Raw genomic sequence first — 22,736 nt, 5'->3', positions numbered from 1 at the left:
AACGGGCCTTCGACTGATCTTAGAAAGCATACGCAACAGGTATTTAACAGATCCATGATCGCCTGCATGCAAGGCCTGTGCGCCGCGGGAAAGGCGTGGTCCGGGGGCTGGGAATACTTGCAAGTTCAGCCGCTGCTCTGCTCCTCCGCTTTCGTGTTATCCATTTGGTGATGCTGTCTGCTGGCACTGCAGGCTGTGTTTTGTACTCAGTCGCGCGGAAGAGCATGATGATCCGCGATCGCCTTACTAACATCGGGAATTCAGATAATGCACCATCGATGAATCACGCAGAGGCAGTGGGCCAGCGGACGACAGCGTGATGTCGCCCTGGTAGTGGTCGGGCGCAGTTCGGTGATAAAAAGCGGAAACATTGACACGCCCACCTTCCAGAACCGGCAATAAACGGCCACGATTGCAATGCAACAGACGGGACACGCCCGGCCATCCAATGTTGCGTTGGCATGCTTCTATCAAATCGTCGATATTCAGCATCATAGACGGGTCACATTGGCTATAATCGATCAATCGCGCCAAGTTCATTCAGCTGCTCGTTCTGAAGTTACATCATTTGATATCGAGAATGCAGCTTCGCACCTGCGGATCCCGTTTGCGATACAGCTGCAAGTTGCTACTTTAACGCATGAAGCCGGACGATTTCAAACACCGCCCACTTCCGCGAAATTTACCGCCCCCATCTGGCTGACTCTCCGGTTCATCTGCTCAAGTTCAAGACGCGGGCGAACCCCCGGTGTATACACCGAGCCAAAGATGGAGGTTTTCACCTGCAACAAGCACAATCCCCTGCTTATCGCTGAAGTTTGGCCCAACGCACACAGAGATCATTGCTGACCCACGTCACAAAAGAAAAAGCCGCCCTGAAAGAGCGGCTTTTCTAAATTCGTGTGTCGCTTAACCGTTTCAGGCTGCCAGAGATGCCTGTGCCTGCTTTACGATTGCAGCGAAGGAATCAGGTTCGTTCACAGCCAGATCGGCCAGAACCTTGCGGTCTACTTCGATACCGGCGATGTTCAGGCCATTGATGAAGCGTGAATACGTCAGTTCCGCATCATGCATACGAACCGCAGCGTTGATCCGCTGGATCCACAATGCGCGGAAATTGCGCTTGCGGTTCTTGCGGTCGCGGGTTGCGTACTGGTTGGCCTTATCGACGGCCTGACGTGCAACCTTGAAGGTGTTCTTGCGGCGGCCATAATAACCTTTTGCTGCTTTGACGACCTTGCGGTGACGGGCGTGGGTAACTGTACCACCTTTTGTACGTGACATATCAGCTCTCCTTAGCGGTCATAGGGCATAAAGCCCTTAACGATCTTGGCATCTGCAGCACACAAAACGGTTGTGCCACGTGCGTTGCGCAGAAACTTGTTGCTCCGCTTGATCATGCCGTGCTGTTTGCCAGCCTGGCTCGCGATGACCTTTCCGGTCGCCGACACCTTAAAGCGCTTCTTCGCGCTCGACTTTGTCTTCATCTTGGGCATTTCTGTCTCCTGTCGTCTACAGTGAAAGCGCGACTCGGCATGCCACTCAAGGCCGGCCGCGCAGGGATTGAAACTGGCGTATAGGACGGCATCACCGGTATGGCAAGCCGATTTTGAAGCCACTGGTCAAACGAAATACTCGCAATGGTTGACAAGACCGCAACCCAATGTGTTGAATAATTTATTACAGATGTTAACGATTATTTGCGCGACGGTTGAGGCACTTACCGCCCTGTCGCGCCGCATGAACAAGTGCCCCCGCCATCCACAACGCAACGCCAAGAAAGGACAGACCCGATGGAAAATGAACTCACCTACACCCCTGTTACAGACAACACCCTGCTGGAGTTTGGCGAAACGCGATTTTCTCTGGGTCGGTATCAAGAAACTGCCAATATCGATATCACCGCAGTGTTCGAGGACAATCTGAGCTTCGGTGAAAGCAAAATCGGGTCAATCGCGATAGGTGGTCGCGGATACATAAATCTTATCGGTCCCGCCGGTTTCCATCAAGGAACCCTCGAAGCTATGATGTCAAATCTGTATATGCCGCAGAATCTAGACGCCGACGACGATACCGGCGTGTATTTCGACATTAACGAAGATCGTGACAGCATTGTCGTCACGTGGAACAACCTGATCTACGGCCAGAGTCCGGACGGCCCACGCCAGACTTTTCAAGCTGAAATCATCGACCGAAATGATGACAACGCGGAAATCATCCTGCGTTGGGCTGATACAAATGGCGATACTTACTATAACTCCCAGATTAATTCTTATTACGGCAGCGCCGAACTGAACAATGTGCTTAACGTCAGAAGCAGGGACACCCCGACGTCTGACCTGGATTCGCGGATCGGCAACACCGGCGTTGCCGGGGTGGAGCAGATCCTTCTCGCAAGCGGCGATCCGTTTGGCCTGACTGTGACCGGCACGGACGTGGCTGAGGTGCTGAGAGGCGGAACCTTAGCTGATCTGATCGACGGCGCAGGCGGTGATGACACGATCATCGGCGGCGGCGGGCAGGACACAATCATGGGTGGTGAAGGTAATGACGACATCACCACGTCAAAAAATGATTACTATTATTACTCAAACGACAGAAATGGTGCCTCAATCGATGGTGGCGCGGGCGATGACACCATCCGCACCAGCGACTTGAGCGATACCGTTATCGGTGGTGACGGAGACGACCTGATCAATGGCGGCCACGGCAGCAACGATCTGTCCGGCGGCACAGGTGATGATGTGATCCGCTTCGGCTACAGCGGACAGAGTACTGTCGATGGCGGCAACGGTGATGATTACATTGATGGCAGCTTTCTGGATGATGTGTATCCGGATGTTTACTACTATGGCACGCGGACCTCGGATATTACCGGCGGCCTCGGCAATGACACCATCCTCGGCACACGCTCGGAAGATATAATCGCGGCGCAAGACGGCAACGACAGTGTGCTGGCCGGTGGCGGGCGCGACGAAATCTTTGGCGGCGCAGGTGATGATATCCTGACCGCAGGTTCCGGCAATGACGTAATTGAAGGCGGCGCAGGCGACGATTTTATCTTTGGCGCACTGGGCAATGACACAGCCACCGGCGGCGATGGTGCAGACCGCTTTTTCAACTCGGGCGAACTCCGCGATGAACTGTTCATCACTGATTACAACTATGCCGAAGGGGATGTTTTGGTGATGGATGGTGACATTCACGCGCGCGACGCGTTTGAATTGCGCTATCAGACCGCATTGACCGCCGATGGTATCGCTGTGCGCGGGATCGAACTCGGCATGACCACTGAAGAAGGCCGCTTTCAGAACCTGTTCACCTTCGGCAACGAAAGCGACCTGACGCAGATTCTGCTGCGCCTTCCAGCCGCCGAAGACGGCCCCGTTGCGCCAATCCTTTTCGACCTCACCGAAATCTAGACATATAAGGAGATTCCAATGGCAGACCCCACACTATTCACTTCTGTGACGGACAATTCCCTATTGCCGTTCGGAGAGACGATGGTGCCCCGCGACTTCTATAACCGCGAAGAAGGCCCGTATGATATCACAACGATTTTTGAGGACGGTATCAAGCTGGGTACAGGAACCTACGAGAGTTTGTTTGTAGGCACAAAAGGGAAGGTAAGTTTTGGCTCTGCGCTTGACCAAACGGCGACAGTGAACATCGCCAATTTCAATCTGTTTTCGCGCCCCTCTTACTCTTTCCGTCCCGGCGAACAGGACGCCGTATTTATTGACTTGAACGAAGAACGCGAAAGCGTTGTCATAACATGGAACAACCTGCCCTCCTATCACAGCCGAAGCATCAACCAGCGTTATACGTTCCAGTTGGAAATACTGGATTTAGGCGATGGCGATAGCGAAATGATCTTTCGTTATAATTCGCTGGATGCGCTATCGCACTATATACCTGGGATCGGCATTTTCGGACCCGGAATTGAAGGTTTGGGCCGTTTGAGCGCCGGACTTGGCCGTTTCGACGAACTGGACACAAAAGTTGGAAACACCGGCGTTGAGGGCGTTCTGCAATTCCGTTTTCTCGACGGGCAGGCACAAGCCGCTGTTGATATTGCAGGCGAAACTCTGGTTGGTACGGATCAAGATGATGTGCTGACCGGAACCCCGTTCGGCGACGAGATTTCTTCGGGATCGGGGAACAATACAATCTACGCCCTCGCTGGCAATGACGTAGTCGCTACAGGAGCGGGCGATGACCTGATCGAAGCTTTTGGCGGCAACAACCTCATCACAGCGGGCGAAGGGCACAACACGATCCGCTCCGGTGACGGGAATGACACTATCAGCACCGAAGGTGACGGCAATGATCTGATCAATGCAGGCCACGGCAACAACCTCGTCAACGCCTCCGGCGGGGATGATATCATCCGGTTTGGCGGGACGGGAAAATCCACCATCGACGCGGGGTCCGGTGATGATTACATCGATGGCTCGTTCCTGAACGCAGAGAAACATAACCGGTTTTACGATGGTCCCCGTAGCGCTGGAATCGAAGCCGGTGAGGGCAACGATACCATTCTGGGCACCAACTACGCTGACGTGATTTCCGGACAGGCCGGGAACGATTCTGTGTTGGCTGGTGCGGGACGCGATTACATCTTTGGCGGTGGAGGCGATGACATTCTGACCGGCGGGTTTGGAAGCGATACGATAGATGGTGGCGACGGCGATGATTTCATCTTTGGTGGTGTGGGCCGTGACATCGCAACAGGTGGCGCAGGGCAAGACCGCTTTTTCGTATCAGGTGAATACAATGACGAAATGCACATCACCGATTACAACTACGACGAAGGCGACTTTCTGGTAATCAACGGCGATCTGTTTGATCGCGATGCGTTCGCAATCCGCTACACCATGGAACATACGGCAAATGGCGTTTCAACGCGCGACTTCCAACTTGGCATTACAACGGACGAGGGTTGGTTCCAGAACTTCTTCACCTTTGAAAACCACGCCGATCTTACCAAGATTCTGCTGCGTCTTCCCGCCGAAGAAGACGGCCCCGTTGCGCCGATCCTCTTCGATCTTAGCCCGATCTGATAAATCACCCGTTGCGCGCTATGGCATGTAGCGCGCAACAACATCCACAAACACATCCGGCAACTGTTCCATCTTGTAGCCCCCAGCTTTGCCCTGCATGGCAAAGACAATCAATCCTCCTGCGATCAGGATTGTTATCGCAGATGCGCGCGGCGCGCGGCGATCGGAAAGAGCAGACAGGATCGACGGTATCGATAGAGCCGCGATGATGATGCCCAAAACCAGCGCCAGATCGGTATCCATCGTTGTTCCCTCCAGATCACACTGGTGTGACTTTACTCCGGATCAGAGGCGAAAATCAAACGTTCATCGCAGGGCGCCACACGCAGGATATTGGTGCTGCCGGGCACATTGAACGGCACGCCCGCTATGACCACAACAAAATCTTCCTCTGCGGCAAATCCTTCTCCACGTGCTGCGCGAACGGCACTGACGACCGCCTTTTTGAAACGGTCCATCTCTTCTGTGATCACACAATTTACGCCCCAGCTCAGCGCTAGCCGCCGCGCCGTGCCTTTCAGAGGGGTCAACGCAATGATCGGCACACGCGGTCTTTCCCGCGCAGTCAGCAGGGCAGTTGTGCCGGAATGCGTAAAGCAGCAAATCGCCTTAATGTCGGTTGTTTCCGCAATCTCGCGCGCGGCGGCAACCATGGCATCGGCAATCCCCGAACGTGAGGCTGTGCGCGATGCTTCGATGATCTGGGTGTAGGTCGGATCACGCTCCACCTCGACGGCGACATCGTCCATCGTCTTCACCGCTTCGATCGGATAGCTTCCTGCCGCTGATTCCGCTGACAGCATAACCGCATCCGCGCCTTCATAAATCGCTGTGGCCACATCAGAGACTTCCGCACGGGTCGGCATCGGGCTTTCGATCATGCTTTCCAGCATCTGAGTGGCAACGATCACGGGTTTGCCTACTGCGCGACACCGGCGCACCAGCCGTTTCTGGATTGGTGGTACGGCAGATACAGGCAATTCCACGCCCAGATCACCGCGCGCCACCATGATGCCGTCACTGACCGCCAGAATATCGTCAAACCGCTCTACCGCCGAAGGCTTTTCGATTTTCGACAGGATCGCCGCGCGCCCGTTACACAGCAAGCGCGCATCGTCCACATCCTCGGGCCGCTGCACAAAGCTGAGCGCAAGCCAGTCAACGCCAAGGTCGCAGACAAACTCCAGATCGGCGCGGTCTTTCTCGCTCAGCGCAGCCAAGGGAAGCACCACATCCGGCACGTTCACCCCCTTGCGGTTGGAGATTACACCTCCCGTCACCACCTCACATTCGGCAAAATCGGCACCGCAGGACTTTACCCGCAGCCGGATTTTCCCGTCATTGACCAGCAGCGTCGCGCCCTCCTTCAATACCTCGAAAATTTCCGGGTGTGGCAAGCACACTCGCTCTGATGTTCCCTCGGTCTCATCCAGATCAAGCCGGAAACTGCCCCCTTCGACCAGTTCTTCGCTATCGCCGGAAAACACGCCTACGCGCAGTTTCGGCCCCTGCAAATCGGCCAGTATCCCGATGGTAGAACCCAGTTCTTCCTCTACGGCCCGAATTGCAGCGTGTTTGGCGCGAATTTCATCATGGCTGCCATGGCTCATGTTCAGCCGGAACACATCCGCACCGGCTTGATGCAGTTGCTTGATCATGTCGTGCGTATCCGATGCGGGTCCCAGCGTGGCCAATATCTTTACGTTTCGTTGGCGTCTCATTTCAGGTCGCTCCTTTTGCCACGCGCAGTCCTGCCGGCACTGGCAGTCATACACACCGTTATCAAACGCATACCGTTTGCCTTTCCCGACTTGAACCCGAAAACTGTTTCATTCCCATGACAATCCGACAATTCACAACAGCTTGACCGCCCTCACCTTCGCGCCCATCTATAGTTCAACCAGAAAAGGAGTCGACATGACCGAGCATAGCCAACAAGAGATTGAACTTCAGGCCGCCGCGTTCCGTCGCCTGCAAAAACACCTGATGCAAGACCGCAAAGATGTGCAAAACATCGACATGATGAACCTCGCAGGGTTTTGCCGCAATTGTTTGGCACGCTGGTATCAGGAAGCCGCCGCTGAGCGCGGAGTCGAGCTCGGCAAGATCGAAGCACGCGAATTATTTTACGGCATGACGATGGATGAATGGAAAGACAAATACCAAACCGAAGCAAGCGATGCCCAGAAAGAGGCTTTTACCGTAGCATTTGATGAAAACGTTGGCAAAGCCTGATCAGGCAGACCACCCCAGCATAGCGGAGTGACATCCCAGAATCGCCACAACCCGCTAATATTATTGCCTTAATTCCAAACGATACGTGACCTGAATAATTTTATTGAGGTCATGTATCATGCTACCATTTGTTCTCCTTTCTATTCTTGGCCTCGGCTTGTCGTTCGGCTTGTCCCAGACGGAGGACGATTTTTCAGATACTGAAAATGACGCCACCAATGAAGACAGCGAGATCCCACCACGCGAAACAAACATGCCCGATTTGATTGGCGATGCCGCAGCAAATCTGATGATGGGCGATGAAAGCGACAACACCATGTCTGGCGGTGCGGGTAACGATACCCTGCAGGGACAAGACGGCAACGACACTATCTATGGTGGCGCAGGCGACGATGAACTGTACGGGCAAGAGGGCGATGATCACGTACAGGGCGGCACAGGTGATGATGCCATCCGGCTGGGCGATGGTGACGATATCGCCGATGTTTTGTTCGGCACCACCGAGGATCATGGTGATGATACGATCTGGGGCGGCGCAGGCAATGATGCGATCACCGATGTAACCGGCAGCAACACCCTGTTGGGCGAAGACGGCAACGACACAATTTATGCACTTGATGGCATAGGCGATGACCGCGGCTTTGGCACAATTGCGGAACGCGGCACCTCAGACAGCCTCAGCGGTGGCAATGGTGATGATCGTTTGCTGGGCGACGGCAGCGATACACTGACCGGCGGCGAAGGCGAGGACGACTTCATCCTCAATCACGATCCCGAGGTGATTGGCGGCACCGCAATTCTCACCGATTTCGATGTAAACGATGACGTGTTTACAGTGGTGCAATTGGACGGCACAAACAATCAGCCCGACGTCGACTTCCGCGCAAACGCGGCAGATACTGCCGTGTTCGCCTACGTCAACGGAGAGCCCGTTGCGATGCTTGAAGGGCTCGCTGCCCGCGACATTCCGTTTATCAACACAGCACTAACAGCATAGACGGGATAAGAATGCGCCAGCGTTTTCAACACGCTGGCGCATTGAAATTTCAAACAGCCGTTTTACGCATCTCGTCCAGATAAATCTCGCGCAGACGCATCGCCACCTTCCCGGGCAAGCCTTCTCCCAGTGTAACACCGTCGATCTCGACGACAGGCATTACAAACGCGCTGGCAGAGGTGGTAAATGCCTCATCCGCCTGCTGCGCTTCCTCAATGGTGAAGGAGCGCTCCTCAACCTCCATCTGCGCCTCGCGCGCCATGCGCAACACAGCGGCGCGGGTAATTCCGTGCAGAATTTCATTCCCCAGATGCCGCGTGATAATCCGGTTGCCCTTCACGATATAGGCGTTGTTCGACGTTCCCTCGGTTACAAAACCATCTTCAACCATCCAGGCGTCATCACAACCCGCCTTTTTCGCTATCATCTTACCCATCGACGGATACAACAACTGCACCGTCTTGATATCACGGCGGCCCCAGCGAATGTCGTCAATGCTGATTACCTTCGCGCCACGCTTGGCGGCAGGGCTGTCTGCCATACTCGGCTTGTTCTGCGTGAACAGTACAACCGTAGGCTCGGTCGTTTCGGGGTCGGGAAAGGCAAAATCACGATCTCCGTCAGACCCGCGCGTAATTTGCAGATAAATCAGGCCCTCTTCAATCCCGTTCAACCGCACCAACTCGCGGTGTATCTCCAGCAGGTCGTCCTTGCTGACGGGGTTACGCATTTCCAATTCATCCAGCGAGCGCGCAAGCCGCACAGCGTGACCGTCAAAATCAATCAACTTGCCATCCAGCACCGACGTGACCTCGTAAACGCCATCCGCCATCAGAAACCCGCGATCGAAGATCGATATGCTCGCCTCGTTCTCCGGCAAATACGCGCCGTTTACATATACTGTCCGCATGGTCTTATCCCCAAAGCTCACGGCTGGGTGGATGCACGCCAGCCTCGTCAAAAATCAAAGGTGTCGCGCGGTCTTCGGCCAGCAGAAGCGGCCCGTCAAGGTCAACAATCTTTGCACCTTGCGCAACCAGCATCGCAGGTGCCATCGCCAGCGATGATCCAACCATACAGCCTACCATCACGTCATAGCCTTCCCGCAGCGCCGCGTCGCGCAGGGCCAGCGCTTCGGTCAAACCGCCTGATTTATCCAACTTGATGTTCACAACATCATATTTGCCTTTCAATCCGGCAAGGCTTTCGCGGTCATGACAGCTTTCATCCGCACATACCGGCACCGGACGCTGCATCCCGATCAGGGCATCGTCCTCCCCCGCAGGCAACGGCTGCTCCACCAATGCGACGCCTAACCGCACCAGATGCGGCGCAAGATCGGCGTAAACTTCGGCTGTCCATCCTTCATTCGCGTCCACAATAATAGTGCTATCGGGCGCCCCTGCACGCACCGCTTCCAGACGCGGCATATCATCAGGCGTTCCCAGCTTGATCTTTAACAACGGGCGAAAGGCATGTTCCGCTGCCTGTTCCCGCATCTTTTCCGGCGTATCCAAAGACAGCGTATATGCGGTAATCTGTGGCGTAAGCGGCGCAAGCCCTGCCAATTGCCACGCAGGCGTACCCGTGCGCTTTGCTTCCAGATCCCACAATGCACAATCGACAGCATTGCGCGCCGCCCCTGCCGGCAACAGATCGTGCAGCGTCGCGCGCATCAAATCGCCCTTCAGGCTTTCAATCTGCGCGGTGACAGACTCCAACGTTTCACCATACCGCGTATAGGGCACGCACTCACCCATACCAAACACGCCGCCGTCGGCAATACGCACTGTCAGCACCTTGGCTTCGGTTCGCGACCCGCGCGAAATCGTAAAAACCTGCGCCAAGCGAAATACGTCCGCTTTGACCTCTATCTGCATAACTTTCCCCGCTCCCGTACGGCCCGCGCATTATCCAATGACCCCACGCGGACCTGTTTTCTTCATTTTTTCCTTAAACTCAATCCCGCAGCATTAGCGCGCGCACCGTTCAAAGTTCGGCCAGCGCCTCCGCCAAACGCTCGGCACCGTGGCGGAACGGATCCACCGCAGGCAGTCCCATTTCGCTTTCGACCTTCGTCAGATAAGCCTGCGCCTCATCCTCGGACATATGTTGCGTGTTCACCGCAATGCCGACAACCTTGCAGTCAGGGTTTGCGACACGCGCAAGTGTCAGCGCGACATCACGGATATCTTCCATCCGCGGCACCTTGTAATCGGGCAAGCCCCGCATGTGCGGGCGGGTCGGCTCGTGGCAGATGATCAAAGCGTCCGGCTGTCCGCCATGCACCAACGCCATCGTCACGCCGGAATAACTGACGTGGAACAGACTACCCTGCCCTTCGATCACGTCCCAGTGATCCGGCTCGTTATCGGGCGTCAGGTGCTCGATTGAACCTGCCATGAAATCCGCAACAACCGCATCCAGCGGGACACCTTCTCCGGTGATCAATATCCCTGTCTGGCCTGTTGCGCGAAAGGTGCTTTTCATGCCGCGTGCGCGCATTGCCTGATCCAGCGCCAAGGCGGTGTACATCTTGCCGACAGAGCAATCGGTACCGACAGCCAGCACACGCTTGCCGGTGCGTTTAACACCGCTCGCAATGGGGTATTCCACTGTCGGGATGCGCACATCATGCAGCGCCTGCTTGTGCTGCGCGGCGGCTTTGACCAGATCTTCTTCCTCGCTCAGCAGATTATGCAGCCCAGAGGCCAGATCATACCCCATCTCCAGTGCCGCGATCAAAACATCCTTCCACGCCTGCGAGATATAGCCCCCACGGTTGGCCACACCGATCACCAGCGTTTTCGCCCCCGCCGCTTTTGCCTGTGCCAGCGTCATATCCTCAAGGCCGACATCTGCCTTGCACCCCTCCATACGCAATTGGCCGACAGCGTTATCAGGGCGCCAGTCTTTGATACCTTGCGCAACTTTTGCAGACAGTTGATCAGGCGCATCGCCCAGAAAAAGCAGATATGGGGTTTGGATCATGGGTCGATTCTCCGCATTGGTACAGGTTTTGCACAGATTGACGCAAAACAGACGCAAATCAATCTCGGATTGGCGGCCATGCTGCAATTCTGTGCAAGATTGTCCTGTTAATGACTCGGGATGCGCACATATTTTGCATAACCACCCTTTGCTGCAGTTGCGAAATAAGCTTGCAGATTTGCGCGCAATTTTATAGCTCAGACAGGCAGCTACACGACACTTTATAACCCTAGAGGATCACCTGACATGAGTTTTCGCATCCAACCCACCGCACCGGCCCGCCCCAACCGGTGCCAGTTGTTCGGCCCCGGTTCGAACTGCAAATTGTTCGCCAAAATGGCAGCATCGGAGGCGGATGTCATCAACCTTGATCTCGAAGACAGCGTCGCGCCCAACGACAAAGACATGGCGCGCGCCAACGTGATTGAAGCGATCAACACGGTGGAGTGGGGCAACAAAACCATTTCAGTTCGGATCAACAGCCTCGATACGCCTTACTGGTATCGCGATGTCGTCGACTTGCTTGAGCAGACCTCTGAACGTCTTGACATGATTATGATCCCCAAGGTCGGTTGCGCAGCTGACGTTTACGCCGTTGATGCATTGGTCACCGCGATCGAAGCCGCCAAGGGGCGCAAAAAGCGTATCGCGCTGGAAGTGATCATCGAAAGCGCAGCGGGCATCGCCCACGTTGAGGAAATCGCAGCCTCGTCCCCCCGTCTCGAGGCGATGAGCCTTGGCGCCGCTGATTTCGCCGCCTCCATGGGCATGCAGACCACCGGCATCGGCGGTACGCAGGAAAACTACTACATGCTGCATGAGGGGGCAAAATACTGGTCCGATCCATGGCATTGGGCACAAACCGCGATTGTTGCGGCCTGCCGCACCCATGGCATCCTGCCCGTTGATGGCCCCTTTGGCGACTTCTCTGACGATGAAGGCTGCCGCGCACAGGCACGCCGTTCCGCCACGCTAGGGATGGTTGGCAAATGGGCGATCCACCCCAAACAGATCGCCATCAGCAACGAGGTATTCACACCCTCCGACGAAGCCGTAGCAGAGGCGCGTGAAATTCTGGCCGCGATGGAAACCGCCAAAGCCAACGGTGAGGGCGCAACCGTCTACAAAGGCCGTCTTGTCGATATCGCATCAATCAAGCAAGCCGAAGTGATTGTACGCCAGTCGGATATGATTGCCGCGATGTAAACAATGCCTGACTGTTTCCATTGCGGAGACAGTCAGGCTCGCTCGTCCTTTGGCGAGCCCATCACCACATACGAAGTAATTGTCGCCACTTGCGGCAACGCGCCCAGATGATCTGTGTGAAACCGTTTGTAATCTGGCAGATCTGCACATTCGATCCGCAATAGATATTCAATGGTGCCGGTGATGTTATGGCACTCCCGCACTTCCGGCGCACGCGCGATGGCCCGCTCGAACGCTTCTTGCGATGCTTTGGTGTGATTGCTGAGCCCTACGCCGATGTAGGCGACAAACCCCGCCCCCATCGCGGTGCGGTCCAGTACTGCGCGGTAGCCCTTGATGACGCCGCGCCGCTCCAAATCCTGCACACGCCGCAAACACGCCGAAGGTGACAGGCCCACACGATCCGCCAATTCCAGATTACTGATCCGGCCATCGCGCACAAGTTCACGCAATATCTGCTCGGATTTACTATCAATACCAGTCATAAATTGCTAATCTATTACAATCTCCTCAATATTAGCAATTTCATTCGTCATTATCTAACTAAATATTGCGCCATGAATTTTGAAACACTCACCGCCCTCGCCGTTTTTGCATTCGTCAGCTCCGCCACACCGGGGCCGAATAACCTGATGCTGATGGCATCGGGTGCCAACTTCGGGTTCCTCCGCTCTATCCCGCACATGCTGGGGATTTCCATCGGCTTCATGGTGATGGTGTTTGCGGTGGGCAGCGGATTGGTGCGGATATTTGACAAGTTCCCCGTCATCTATGACGTCCTGAAAATCGCAAGCGTCCTCTATATGCTCTGGCTTGCGTGGAAAATTGCAAACGCCGCACCTGTCACAAAAAGCGCGGAGTCCGGGACGCCAATGACGTTCCTACAGGCGGCTGCATTCCAGTGGGTCAATCCAAAAGCATGGGCAATGGCCCTGACAGCAATCACTGTCTACGTTGGCGATTCCGCGATGGTCTGGCTTGCCGTTGCCGCTCTGCTGTTCGCGCTCGTCAATCTGCCCTCGGTGTCTATGTGGACAGTCGCAGGTCAACAGATGCAGCGCATCCTGACCAATCCGCGCCGCCTGCGTATCTATAATTGGACAATGGCCGCGCTACTGGTTGCATCACTATATCCGGTGCTGCAAATCTGATCAGTAGTCACGCAGCGCAATCTTGCCGGCATTGCAGAGCTTGCGGCAGTCCGTTGCGTCGTGGCCGATATCCGATTTCAGAACCACGCTGTCCGCACCCGGCCCTTCAAAACGGTAATCGTCACACATTCCGTCCCTTGGCCAATCCGATTTATCATCGCCAAAGTTGATCTTGTCACATTGCGTCGCGGCACGCGCCTGTTTGAAATTCCAAACCTTCAATTCACCCAGATTATAGCTGCTTTTACAATCTGTTGCGTCATGGCCTGTATCGTCTTTATCCAGTCCCGATGCCATCATGGAGCCGCGAAACCGTCTATCGTCACATTCGCCGTCATCCGCCCATTCACTGGTGTCATCGCCAAACCGGACCGATTGGGCCATGACAATCTGCGGCACCAGCAAAAGCATCAAAAGTGTCAGGCAAATTTTCTTCATTACAGCGCTCCTTGTTGCGTGACACGGTTAACGCTGTTGCGATGCGTTGCAAACCTGCGAATTGACAGCCATATAAGGGCGATAATCAGTGCGGAGCATGCAATGACCCAGTATATGGACTTCGAAAAACCCCTTGCCGAAATAGAGGGTAAGGCCGAAGAACTACGCGCAATGGCGCGGCGCGATCCCGGAACCGATATGACAGCCGAGGCAAAGGCGCTCGACGTAAAAGCGGCCAAAATGCTGGATGATTTATACAAAAACCTGACACCGTGGCGCAAATGTCAGGTTGCGCGCCACCCCGACCGCCCCCACTGCAAAGACTACATCGAAGCGCTGTTTACAGAATATACCCCGTTGGCCGGTGACAGAAATTTCGCCGATGATCACGCGGTCATGGGTGGTCTTGCACGGTTCAACGACATGCCTGTGATGGTGATCGGCCATGAAAAAGGCAACGACACCAAATCACGGATCGAGCGGAATTTCGGCATGGCCCGCCCTGAGGGCTATCGCAAGGCCGTTCGTCTGATGGATATGGCCCACCGCTTTGGCTTGCCGGTAATCACCTTAGTCGACACCCCCGGCGCCTACCCCGGCAAAGGCGCAGAAGAGCGCGGCCAGTCCGAAGCAATTGCGCGCGCAACCCAGAAATGTCTGGAAATCGGTGTACCGTTGGTCAGCGTGATCATTGGCGAAGGTGGCTCTGGCGGTGCTGTGGCGTTTGCAACAGCAAACCGCGTGGCGATGCTGGAGCACTCTGTCTATTCGGTCATCTCTCCCGAAGGCTGTGCATCCATTCTGTGGAAAGATGCGGAGAAAATGCGCGAAGCGGCCGAGGCATTGCGCCTGACCGCACAAGACCTGACACAACTGGGCGTAAACGACCGCATCATTCCCGAACCCAAAGGCGGCGCGCACCGCGACCCCCAGTCGGCCATCGCCGCTGTTTCGGATGCAATTGCGGAATTGCTAAAATCCCTCGAAGGCAAAAGCCCTAAGGAACTGGTGAAAGACCGCCGCGAGAAATATCTGGATATGGGCGACAGAGGCTTGGCAGCCTAACGGCACACGGCAGCAGGCGTGGCGGTATGTGAAATCTATTGCCGCGCCTCGCGTTCAGCTTGCCAGCATCCGCAACCCTTGCGTTACGTCAGACCGCACCGCCAGCCGCAATCCCGGCTCGTCGCCTGCACGCAGGGCGGCAATGATCAGCCTGTGAAACTGCGGTGGCTCGGTTCGTCGCAGGCGGCCGTAAAGTGCGCTCATCGTCGGGCCCATTTGCAGCCAGACCGTTTCTGCCATCGCCAGCATCGCAGGGGCCTGGGCGCGCAGATACAACGTGCGGTGGAACTCCAGATTTGTGCGGATGTAGCTCACAGCATCCCGCTGGGCGACGGCATCTGCCACCTTTGCGTTGATGTTCTGCAACCGCTCGATCAGCGCCAGATGCGCACGCGGCAGGGCGCGTGATGCAAGCTCGACCTCGATCAGCGCGCGCAACGCCGCAAGTTCTTCGATCCGGTCATTGCTAAGTGCAGGCGTTGCGATGCGGCCGGAATTGGACATCGTCAACGCACCTTCGGCCACCAGCCGCCGCGCCGCCTCTCGCGCTGGCGTCATTGAAACGCGGTACTCTGCACCGATACCACGCAAGGTTAGCGCATGTCCGGGAGGCATATCACCATGCATAATGCGCAGTCGAAGCTGGCGATAGACACGGTCATGCGCCAATGGGGCGGGGTCAATTGGGCGTGCGGTAAGGGTCATACGAACTTGTGATCACAAAAATCGGGCGCGTCAAGGCAGGATAAAAGTGGGACGCCTCGCCAAACCATAAAAACCTGACGTATCAATAAGCCCAGCTGTATCGCCCCGCTGAAAGGACACAAAATGAATGCATGGATTCTTTTAGTCATCGCCGGTCTGTTCGAAGTGGTTTGGGCAGGCGCAATGAAAGCATCCGACGGGTTTTCAAATACCGGCCCCAGCATCGTGACAGGTGTGGCCGCATTCATCAGCTTCTGGCTGCTGGCCCTTGCCATGAAAGACCTGCCGCTGGGCACAGCCTACGTTGTCTGGGTCGGGATCGGTGCGATCGGCGCGGCGCTGCTGGGGATTGCGATGTTCGGGGACGAAATCACACCGCTGCGCCTTGCTGGCATCGCACTTGTCGCGGCGGGAATTGCCGCATTGAAATTCGCCTAGAACTTGTAGCGGTGCAGCGTGCTGCCGTGGCTGCGCAACCAACTGCGCGGCGCAGCATAATCGCCATAAATGCGGGTGACTTCGGCCCAGAATGCGGAAGAATGATTCATCTGCACCAGATGCGCTACCTCGTGGGCGGCGACGTAATCCAGCACCTCGGGCGGTGCCATGATCAGCCGCCATGAATACATCAACCCGCCATCAGACGTGCATGACCCCCACCGCGAGCGTGTATCCCGCAGCGACAACCGTGCATAGCTGCGTCCGAGCCGTGCTGCGTAATCATCACTGGCCCCTGCCAATCTGTCGCGCGCCAATTCCTTAAGATGGGCACACAGCCGTTTGCCGATCCGCTCTGTCGGTCCGGGCACAAAGATACCATCGGGTGTTATTTGCACCCGTTTGCCAACGCCAGCAGAAACCCGGTACATCCGGCCACCCAGCGGCAGTTCGGTCCCCTCCCCTACCACGACATCCTCCCCACGGGCTTCAAGGTGTTTGCGAATCCATGATTCCTTGCTGCGGGCAAAATCCATCGCTTCACGCTCTGCCAGGCGTTTCGGCATGGTGAGCGTGACGCGTCCATCCAACTGGCTGATGCGCAGCGAAATCCGCTTTGCCCGTGCAGATCGCCGCAGGATCAGGGGAATAGGCGGATTTCCAAGTATATGGGGATCAGACATGGGGCGCTCTTGAGATCAGGGAAGGGGCTTTGGGCTGGACAGCATCCTTTGCATATGGCAATTGACCTGAATCATCTAGACACAACACCAAGTATCAAAGGGGAAATACATGCCCAACGAAGAATGGGGAACCAAGCGCCTGTGCCCCACCACGGGCAAGCGTTTCTACGATCTTAACAAGTCGCCGATCATCAGCCCGTACACGGGCGAAGAAGTGACGGTTGACGATTCTAAATCGCGTATGATCGCTGCTGACGAAGCCGATGCAGCGACAACAAAAGCCAAGGTCGCCGAGGTCAAGGATGACGATGATCTGGTCGATGACGATGATGTAGACGTAGATCTGGACGACGATTTGCTAGACGACGATGAAGACGATGATGATACAGTGCCGCTCGAAGAGATTGCGGACGTCGCGTCTGAAGACGACGACAGCTAATGCGCGAACGGCGGGTGATGCATTTTTCGCTTGATCCCGCCGTCGCTTGTGCCTAGTACACGGCGCATCGCCCCCCTCAACAGGGCGCAACTACCGGCCTCTTTTCAGGCCACACCTCAGGTCCCTAACGGGATACCATTTACGCTTGCGTAATATGGGGCATTAGCTCAGCTGGGAGAGCGCCTGCATGGCATGCAGGAGGTCAGCGGTTCGATCCCGCTATGCTCCACCAAACCTCATACGCAGTGGAAGTTTTTTAGATGACAGTCCGCTGGCTGTTCGTCTTTCGCCCAGCACTTTTTTTCACCAGTCGATTTTTGGATGCCCGTCAATTCGGTGTGATCCTAGTCCGTCATCTACAAGATTTCGCACGATTGAACCTTTATGAAATATTATTTGTACCGCGTGAAGCGGTGCCACCTGCTGGCAACATGTCTTCCCTAACAGGTTTCAATTCAAAGCCGCTCTTTGAGCCGCCTGTGCAAATATCGGAATTAACATTTCGTATTTCTGATAAATCAACATCTGGCCGCCGTCTGGCAGAACGTTAAATTCTATCCAGGGGTATCTTTGCCTGTAAAGTTCCAGCGTGCTAACATTCACAGACGGATCTTCCGCCCCGTTATAAGAACGGACCGGAATATGTCTGCATTGGTCAATCATATGCGACCAGTCATTCTCGGTCACCAGAACCTCCATCACGAAAATCTGTGTGATATCAGTATCCTTACCTGTCATAAGTTGCGAATTTGCAAAAAGCACCTCGTACATTTCGGGCCGCGCAAGCAACGCAACATCGGCGGGTGAACTGCCGTTCAACTTGCGCAACATTTTTTCGACACCGACGCGGCGGGCCATCGCAATCGCCGCCTTTACGGTAAAATACAGAAGATGCGGTGCATATTGCGCGGTCGACAGGAAGAAACTGTGCCATTTCGACATACCTCGATAATGCGCGCTGCCCTCCAGAAACGGACGCATCCCGATTCCGATAATCTCGCTCACGCGGTCAGGATGATGGTTGGCCAAATCAACAGCCCAGATAAAATCATTTCCCTGGGGCACATACGGCAAACGCGCGATGCCAAGGTGATCCAGTAGAAACACCGTATCCCCGCGAATTGCCTCGATGACATCTGCATCAGGTGCCAGATCGTCGCTTTGGCCGTAACCTGCACGAATAGGGCAAATAATCCGCAAGTTGTGCTTGTACGCGAGACGCAACATATCCGCTGTCCAGCGCGCCTGAACGTATCCCATGTGACTGTAAAGAACCGGCGTGCCATCAACAGGCCCCTGATCATGATAGTCCATCAAACGCCCATCTGGCAGGACCACCGTTTTGAACGGCTTCCACACTTCGGCCTCCAGCCAGTTGGCAGATACGGCAACCGGCGCACGTGGCAGACGGGCGCGATCCTCTGTTGGCGTGGCGATGACATCACGCAGCGACATCACCAGCCGGATTACCTCCGTCTGGGAGTGTGCATTCATCTTTGACAGGATTGATTTAATCTGGCTGCGCACTGTTCCTTCAGAAGTGCCGCGTGCGGTTGCAATTGCCTTTGTATCTGCGCCTTCAATAAGTGCACGAACCACGCCTTGCTCGGCACCGGTGAGGCCAAATGCCTCTTCCAGCGTCTCTCCCAAGGCAGGCTGCCAGTGAAACAGGGTTGTCACCACCAGCAGCATCGGGCCGCCATCCGCATCACGCCGATGCAATCGTCGGATATGTATCAATACGGGTCGCTGCGCGGCCCCCATCTCAAGGCTCAGCAATTTGTCAGGACGGGTCGCGCCCTCAAGCAACTGACGAAGTGACCCCTGAAACTGCACCAGCATATCTTGCGTCAACGCGAGCGCTGCCAGCGTGCCGCCTTCGCTCACGTTCAACTGTTCACGCGCACCTGCGTTGCAGGTCACAATCGTTAGGTTTTCATCCAGCACCATCGCCGCCGATGTTTCAAATGGCTCCAGTGCGCTGCGCAATGCTGCCCCCAAAGCGACAGGTTCATCATCTGCAATGTTCCGGCTTAGAAACGTTTCTGCACGTGCCAGATGGGCGGCAAAACTTTCATCAAAAGAATTTATCCTCTCCAGTTGCCGTCTGACATCCTGATCTTCAAATCCGGCATCCATCCAGACTTCGATAAACCGGTCGAGCGAGCCCGGATCAAGTGCGATATCATAAAGCTGCTCCACGATTTCCGCAGAGCTGAGGCCGGGGCGCGTGTCGTCACTCATAAAACATCCACCCTTTGTAGAGCCCAGCGTAACCGTCAGACTGTCGTCGGGTCAACAAGCGGACGTATGGAGAATTTGAAAAGGAAGATCTTGTCTGAAATCAAACCCAAAGTGCTGCTAATTTCCCTTTACACCTCGATATGGAATACAGTTTCAAATAACTTTCCCTAAAACCTCAATTGGCTCAGAGTGGGTGACAGTGAGTGTTTGTTTACGCTGCCATTTCAGCCATTAATTTAGATCCTCAAAACGGTATGTCTTGCCGCGTGCATATCAGTCGGTTGGTTCAATCAAAATCGCACGGAAGTCATTTACGTTTGTCCCTGTAGGCCCGGTTACAAAAAGTGCGTTTACCGCATCAAACGCGCCCCACGCATTGTTGCGCTGCAACGCATCGGCTGGGTCAACACCCGCACCGCGCATCAAAGCAGCTGTATTTGTATCCGCGAATCCACCTGCGTTATCCTCTGATCCGTCGATCCCGTCTGTATCCGCAGCAAGTGCCGTGATGCCTGTGACGTCTTCAATTGCCTGCGCAAAGGCCAGCAGAAAGGCCGTGTTGCGTCCGCCACGGCCATCTTTGTGGCGCAAGGTAACTGTTGTCTCACCACCCGACAGGATCACAACCGGCGCTTTGAAGGGCCGTCCATGCGCTACAACTTCGCGTGCTATTGCGCCGTGCATCTGGCCGATCACCTCGGCCTCCCCCTCAATCGCGTCTGACAGGATCACCGCAGGAATACCCGCCGATTGGGCCTTTTGCGCGGCAGCCTCCAGCGATATCCGCGCAGAGGCGATTACATTTACCTCGTTGCCTGCAAAGACCGGATCGTCAGGCATCGGCGCATTCGTCATGCGAGAGACAATTTGAGGCGGCAAATCCAGTCCGCGCAATTTGATCAGACGCCGGGCATCTTCCAATGTCACGCCGTCCGGCACCGTCGGACCGGATGCGACCTGCGCCGGATCATCTCCGGGCACATCAGACACAACCAGGCTGACCACTTTTGCCGGATGCGCGGCAGCAGCCAACCGCCCCCCTTTGATACCGCTTGCATGTTTGCGGATCGCATTCATTACACCAATCGGCGCACCGGATGCCAACAACGCTTCGTTCAGGGCCTGTTCATCTGCCAATGTCATCCCCTCCGGCGGGGAGGGCAACAGGGATGACCCGCCACCACAGATCAACGCGACCACCAGATCATCCGGCCCCAATCCGGCCACAGCCGCAAACAGCGCCTCGCTCGCCGCCAGACCTGCGGCATCGGGCACCGGATGCGCGGCCTCCATCACCCTGATGTGGCGCGTCGGGCAGCTATACCCATAGCGGGTGACGACCACCCCCTCGACCGGCCCGTCCCACAAATCCTCAAACGCGGCGGCCAGTTGGGCGGCACCTTTGCCTGCGCCCACGACCACGGTGCGTCCTTCGGGACGTTCGGGCAAATTCGGCGCAAGCGCTGCACGCGCATCGGCTGCGGTTACCGCCGCATCAAAAAGCGATGTAAGAAACGCCTGTTTAACCGGATCAATCACGATCCGAATTCAGCGCGCAACGCTACCTTCTGCACCTTGCCCATGGTGTTGCGCGGCAATTCGTCAATCACGCGGTATTCGCGTGGTTGCTTGTAGCGGGCCAGCCCCTCGGCCATGGCCGTCTTTATTGCCTCAAGGTCAATCTGCGCGCCTGACTGCGGCACCAGAACCGCTAGCGGCACCTCTCCCAAGTCAGCATGCGGCACACCGATCACAGCACTTTCCAGCACGCCATTCTGCCCGTCCAACAACAGCTCAAGTTCTTTGGGGTAAATGTTGTATCCACCTGAAATGATCAGATCCTTGCCCCGACCCACGATTGTCACGTACCCTTGCGTATCCTGCACGCCCAGATCACCGGTGATGAAAAAACCGTCTGCGCGCATTTCCTCTGCCGTTTTCTCCGGCATGTTCCAATATCCGGCAAAAACATTGGGACCGCGCACTTCAACTACCCCCGTTTCGCCGCGCGGCAGCTCTGCTCCGTTCGCATCGGCAATCCGCAGTTTTACGTCAGGCAGGGGCAGACCCACAGTTCCCGCAATCCGCGCCCCGGCATACGGGTTGGATGTGTTCATATTTGTTTCGGTCATGCCGTAGCGTTCCAGTATGCGGTGTCCGGTGCGTTCTTCAAACGCCACATGCGTATCAGCCAGCAATGGCGCCGAACCGGAAATAAACAGCCGCATATTCGCGGCCAGATCACTGTCAAACCGCGCATCGTCCAGCAAACGCGTATAGAATGTCGGCACACCCATCATCGACGTGGCGCGCGGCATCCAGTTTATCAACTGGTCGATGTCCAGCTTGGGCAAAAACACCATTGCACCCCCTGCGACCAGCATCACATTGGTTGCGACAAACAGACCGTGGGTGTGAAAAATAGGCAAGGCGTGCAGCAGCACGTCATCTTTAGTGAAATGCCACAGCTCGGTCAGGGTCACCGCATTACTGATCAGGTTTTTCTGCGTCAGCATTGCCCCCTTGGAACGCCCTGTTGTGCCCGAGGTATACAGAAACGCGGCAAGATCATCCTCGCTGCGCGCCACAGTCTCGAACACATGCGGCCTGGCGTCTGCGTCATCGCTCAGGCTGCCACCGCTTGCGCTCAATGTCGCAAATGCCGCGCCGGCGGCATCCGCTACAGGGGCCAACTCCTCTGTACGCGCAGGGTCAGCGACCAGCAGGACCGCACCGCTGTCTTCGACAAAATACGATAGCTCCGCAGCGGTGTAGGCCGTGTTGAGCGGCAGGAAAATTGCACCCAACTGCACGCATGCAGCATACAGCGCCAGCATATCGGGGCATTTTTCAACCTGCACTGCCACCCGCTCTCCGGTCTGAACGCCGTAGGCGCACAAGCTGTGCGCCAGTTGCGCCGCGCGACGCACAAAGGCAGCATGGGTTATGACACCACCATCAGGCAGGTGTAAAAATGTTGTGTCCTTATCTGCGTAGGGCGCAAACATCGTATCATAAAGCGGGTTATTCATGGGTGGACCTTTGTATCGTTTCACGCACCGTAACGCAGCAAAACGCCCG

23 protein-coding genes and 1 tRNA gene are annotated in these 22,736 nt (G+C 55.8%); 10 read left to right on the top strand and 14 right to left on the bottom strand.

Annotation, left to right across the window (positions count from 1 at the left end):
* Nucleotides 1-918 precede the first annotated feature (918 nt).
* Both rplT and rpmI read right to left on the bottom strand, forming a co-directional pair.
* On the bottom strand, nt 919-1,284 hold the full coding sequence (gene rplT / locus OS189_RS09970; protein WP_267167167.1) for a 50S ribosomal protein L20: 366 nt from the start codon (nt 1,282-1,284) through the stop codon (nt 919-921).
* Between the two features lie 11 nt (nt 1,285-1,295).
* The gene (gene rpmI, locus OS189_RS09965; protein ID WP_267167166.1) at nt 1,296-1,496 is read right to left on the bottom strand and encodes a 50S ribosomal protein L35; all 201 of its coding nucleotides are present in this window, start codon (nt 1,494-1,496) and stop codon (nt 1,296-1,298) included.
* A 297-nt stretch (nt 1,497-1,793) separates the two neighbouring features.
* Between rpmI and OS189_RS09960 the strand changes: the two genes are divergently transcribed.
* On the top strand, nt 1,794-3,422 hold the full coding sequence (locus OS189_RS09960) for a calcium-binding protein (RefSeq protein WP_267167165.1): 1,629 nt from the start codon (nt 1,794-1,796) through the stop codon (nt 3,420-3,422).
* An 18-nt stretch (nt 3,423-3,440) separates the two neighbouring features.
* On the top strand, nt 3,441-5,063 hold the full coding sequence (locus OS189_RS09955) for a calcium-binding protein (protein WP_267167164.1): 1,623 nt from the start codon (nt 3,441-3,443) through the stop codon (nt 5,061-5,063).
* A gap of 18 nt (nt 5,064-5,081) precedes the next feature.
* Here OS189_RS09955 and OS189_RS09950 read toward each other — a convergent pair whose 3' ends face one another.
* Nucleotides 5,082-5,306 carry a hypothetical protein gene (locus OS189_RS09950; RefSeq protein WP_267167163.1) on the bottom strand — a complete coding sequence of 75 codons (225 nt, stop codon included), beginning with the start codon at nt 5,304-5,306 and terminating at the stop codon, nt 5,082-5,084.
* A gap of 32 nt (nt 5,307-5,338) precedes the next feature.
* The gene (pyk, locus tag OS189_RS09945) at nt 5,339-6,784 is read right to left on the bottom strand and encodes a pyruvate kinase (protein WP_267167162.1); all 1,446 of its coding nucleotides are present in this window, start codon (nt 6,782-6,784) and stop codon (nt 5,339-5,341) included.
* Between the two features lie 196 nt (nt 6,785-6,980).
* Between pyk and OS189_RS09940 the strand changes: the two genes are divergently transcribed.
* Both OS189_RS09940 and OS189_RS09935 read left to right on the top strand, forming a co-directional pair.
* Nucleotides 6,981-7,298, top strand: coding sequence for a DUF1244 domain-containing protein (locus tag OS189_RS09940; RefSeq protein ID WP_267167161.1), 318 nt, complete (start codon nt 6,981-6,983; stop codon nt 7,296-7,298).
* Between the two features lie 118 nt (nt 7,299-7,416).
* A complete protein-coding gene (locus OS189_RS09935) occupies nt 7,417-8,295 on the top strand; it encodes a calcium-binding protein (RefSeq protein WP_267167160.1) in 879 nt (292 codons plus the stop codon).
* A 49-nt stretch (nt 8,296-8,344) separates the two neighbouring features.
* On the opposite strand, the gene OS189_RS09930 is transcribed toward OS189_RS09935, so the two are convergent.
* The 3 genes from OS189_RS09930 to dgcN form a co-directional block, all read right to left on the bottom strand.
* Nucleotides 8,345-9,205, bottom strand: coding sequence for a D-amino-acid transaminase (locus OS189_RS09930; protein WP_267167159.1), 861 nt, complete (start codon nt 9,203-9,205; stop codon nt 8,345-8,347).
* 4 nt (nt 9,206-9,209) lie between these two features.
* Entirely contained in the window at nt 9,210-10,175 is a 966-nt protein-coding gene (dgcA, locus tag OS189_RS09925; RefSeq protein ID WP_267167158.1) for an N-acetyl-D-Glu racemase DgcA, read from the bottom strand.
* A gap of 109 nt (nt 10,176-10,284) precedes the next feature.
* Nucleotides 10,285-11,286 (bottom strand): N-acetyltransferase DgcN, encoded by a 1,002-nt coding sequence (gene dgcN / locus OS189_RS09920; RefSeq protein ID WP_267167157.1) that lies wholly within the window; start codon nt 11,284-11,286, stop codon nt 10,285-10,287.
* 246 nt (nt 11,287-11,532) lie between these two features.
* Here dgcN and OS189_RS09915 point away from each other — a divergent pair, with 246 nt between their 5' ends.
* A complete protein-coding gene (locus OS189_RS09915) occupies nt 11,533-12,492 on the top strand; it encodes an L-malyl-CoA/beta-methylmalyl-CoA lyase (RefSeq protein ID WP_267167156.1) in 960 nt (319 codons plus the stop codon).
* A 32-nt stretch (nt 12,493-12,524) separates the two neighbouring features.
* On the opposite strand, the gene OS189_RS09910 is transcribed toward OS189_RS09915, so the two are convergent.
* Nucleotides 12,525-12,977, bottom strand: coding sequence for an Lrp/AsnC family transcriptional regulator (locus OS189_RS09910; protein ID WP_267167155.1), 453 nt, complete (start codon nt 12,975-12,977; stop codon nt 12,525-12,527).
* Nucleotides 12,978-13,049: 72 nt separating this feature from the next.
* Here OS189_RS09910 and OS189_RS09905 point away from each other — a divergent pair, with 72 nt between their 5' ends.
* Nucleotides 13,050-13,643, top strand: a complete 594-nt coding sequence (locus OS189_RS09905) for a LysE family translocator (RefSeq protein ID WP_267167154.1) — start codon at nt 13,050-13,052, stop codon at nt 13,641-13,643.
* Here OS189_RS09905 and OS189_RS09900 read toward each other — a convergent pair whose 3' ends face one another.
* Nucleotides 13,644-14,081 (bottom strand): hypothetical protein, encoded by a 438-nt coding sequence (locus tag OS189_RS09900; RefSeq protein ID WP_267167153.1) that lies wholly within the window; start codon nt 14,079-14,081, stop codon nt 13,644-13,646.
* A 102-nt stretch (nt 14,082-14,183) separates the two neighbouring features.
* On the opposite strand from OS189_RS09900, the gene OS189_RS09895 reads away from it, so the two are divergent.
* Nucleotides 14,184-15,146, top strand: coding sequence for an acetyl-CoA carboxylase carboxyltransferase subunit alpha (locus OS189_RS09895; protein WP_267167152.1), 963 nt, complete (start codon nt 14,184-14,186; stop codon nt 15,144-15,146).
* A gap of 54 nt (nt 15,147-15,200) precedes the next feature.
* Here OS189_RS09895 and OS189_RS09890 read toward each other — a convergent pair whose 3' ends face one another.
* Nucleotides 15,201-15,851 (bottom strand): GntR family transcriptional regulator, encoded by a 651-nt coding sequence (locus tag OS189_RS09890; protein ID WP_267167151.1) that lies wholly within the window; start codon nt 15,849-15,851, stop codon nt 15,201-15,203.
* Between the two features lie 123 nt (nt 15,852-15,974).
* Here OS189_RS09890 and OS189_RS09885 point away from each other — a divergent pair, with 123 nt between their 5' ends.
* Nucleotides 15,975-16,289, top strand: a complete 315-nt coding sequence (locus OS189_RS09885) for a DMT family transporter (protein ID WP_267167150.1) — start codon at nt 15,975-15,977, stop codon at nt 16,287-16,289.
* Here the strand turns inward: OS189_RS09885 and OS189_RS09880 are convergent.
* Complete coding sequence (locus OS189_RS09880; RefSeq protein WP_267167149.1) at nt 16,286-16,972, bottom strand: M48 family metallopeptidase; 687 nt, start codon at nt 16,970-16,972, stop codon at nt 16,286-16,288. The two genes, OS189_RS09885 and OS189_RS09880, sit on opposite strands and share 4 nt — an antisense overlap.
* Before the next feature lie 109 nt (nt 16,973-17,081).
* On the opposite strand from OS189_RS09880, the gene OS189_RS09875 reads away from it, so the two are divergent.
* Together OS189_RS09875 and OS189_RS09870 are read left to right on the top strand one after the other, a co-directional pair.
* Nucleotides 17,082-17,411: a TIGR02300 family protein gene (locus OS189_RS09875; protein WP_267167148.1), complete on the top strand. Its 330-nt coding sequence runs from the start codon at nt 17,082-17,084 to the stop codon at nt 17,409-17,411.
* A gap of 156 nt (nt 17,412-17,567) precedes the next feature.
* Nucleotides 17,568-17,643: transfer RNA gene (locus OS189_RS09870), tRNA-Ala, on the top strand.
* A gap of 218 nt (nt 17,644-17,861) precedes the next feature.
* Here OS189_RS09870 and OS189_RS09865 read toward each other — a convergent pair.
* The 3 genes from OS189_RS09865 to OS189_RS09855 all read right to left on the bottom strand — a co-directional run bounded on the left by OS189_RS09865 (nt 17,862) and on the right by OS189_RS09855 (nt 22,687).
* Nucleotides 17,862-19,655, bottom strand: coding sequence for a LuxR C-terminal-related transcriptional regulator (locus OS189_RS09865; RefSeq protein ID WP_267167147.1), 1,794 nt, complete (start codon nt 19,653-19,655; stop codon nt 17,862-17,864).
* Between the two features lie 273 nt (nt 19,656-19,928).
* Complete coding sequence (locus tag OS189_RS09860; protein WP_416237472.1) at nt 19,929-21,194, bottom strand: glycerate kinase type-2 family protein; 1,266 nt, start codon at nt 21,192-21,194, stop codon at nt 19,929-19,931.
* Entirely contained in the window at nt 21,191-22,687 is a 1,497-nt protein-coding gene (locus tag OS189_RS09855; RefSeq protein ID WP_267167146.1) for a malonate--CoA ligase, read from the bottom strand. Before OS189_RS09855 ends, OS189_RS09860 begins: the two co-directional genes overlap by 4 nt.
* Nucleotides 22,688-22,736 lie beyond the last annotated feature (49 nt).

This window comes from Sulfitobacter sp. F26169L (assembly GCF_026410285.1).
GTDB lineage: Bacteria > Pseudomonadota > Alphaproteobacteria > Rhodobacterales > Rhodobacteraceae > Sulfitobacter.
This window is presented reverse-complemented; position numbering and strand designations above follow the sequence as displayed.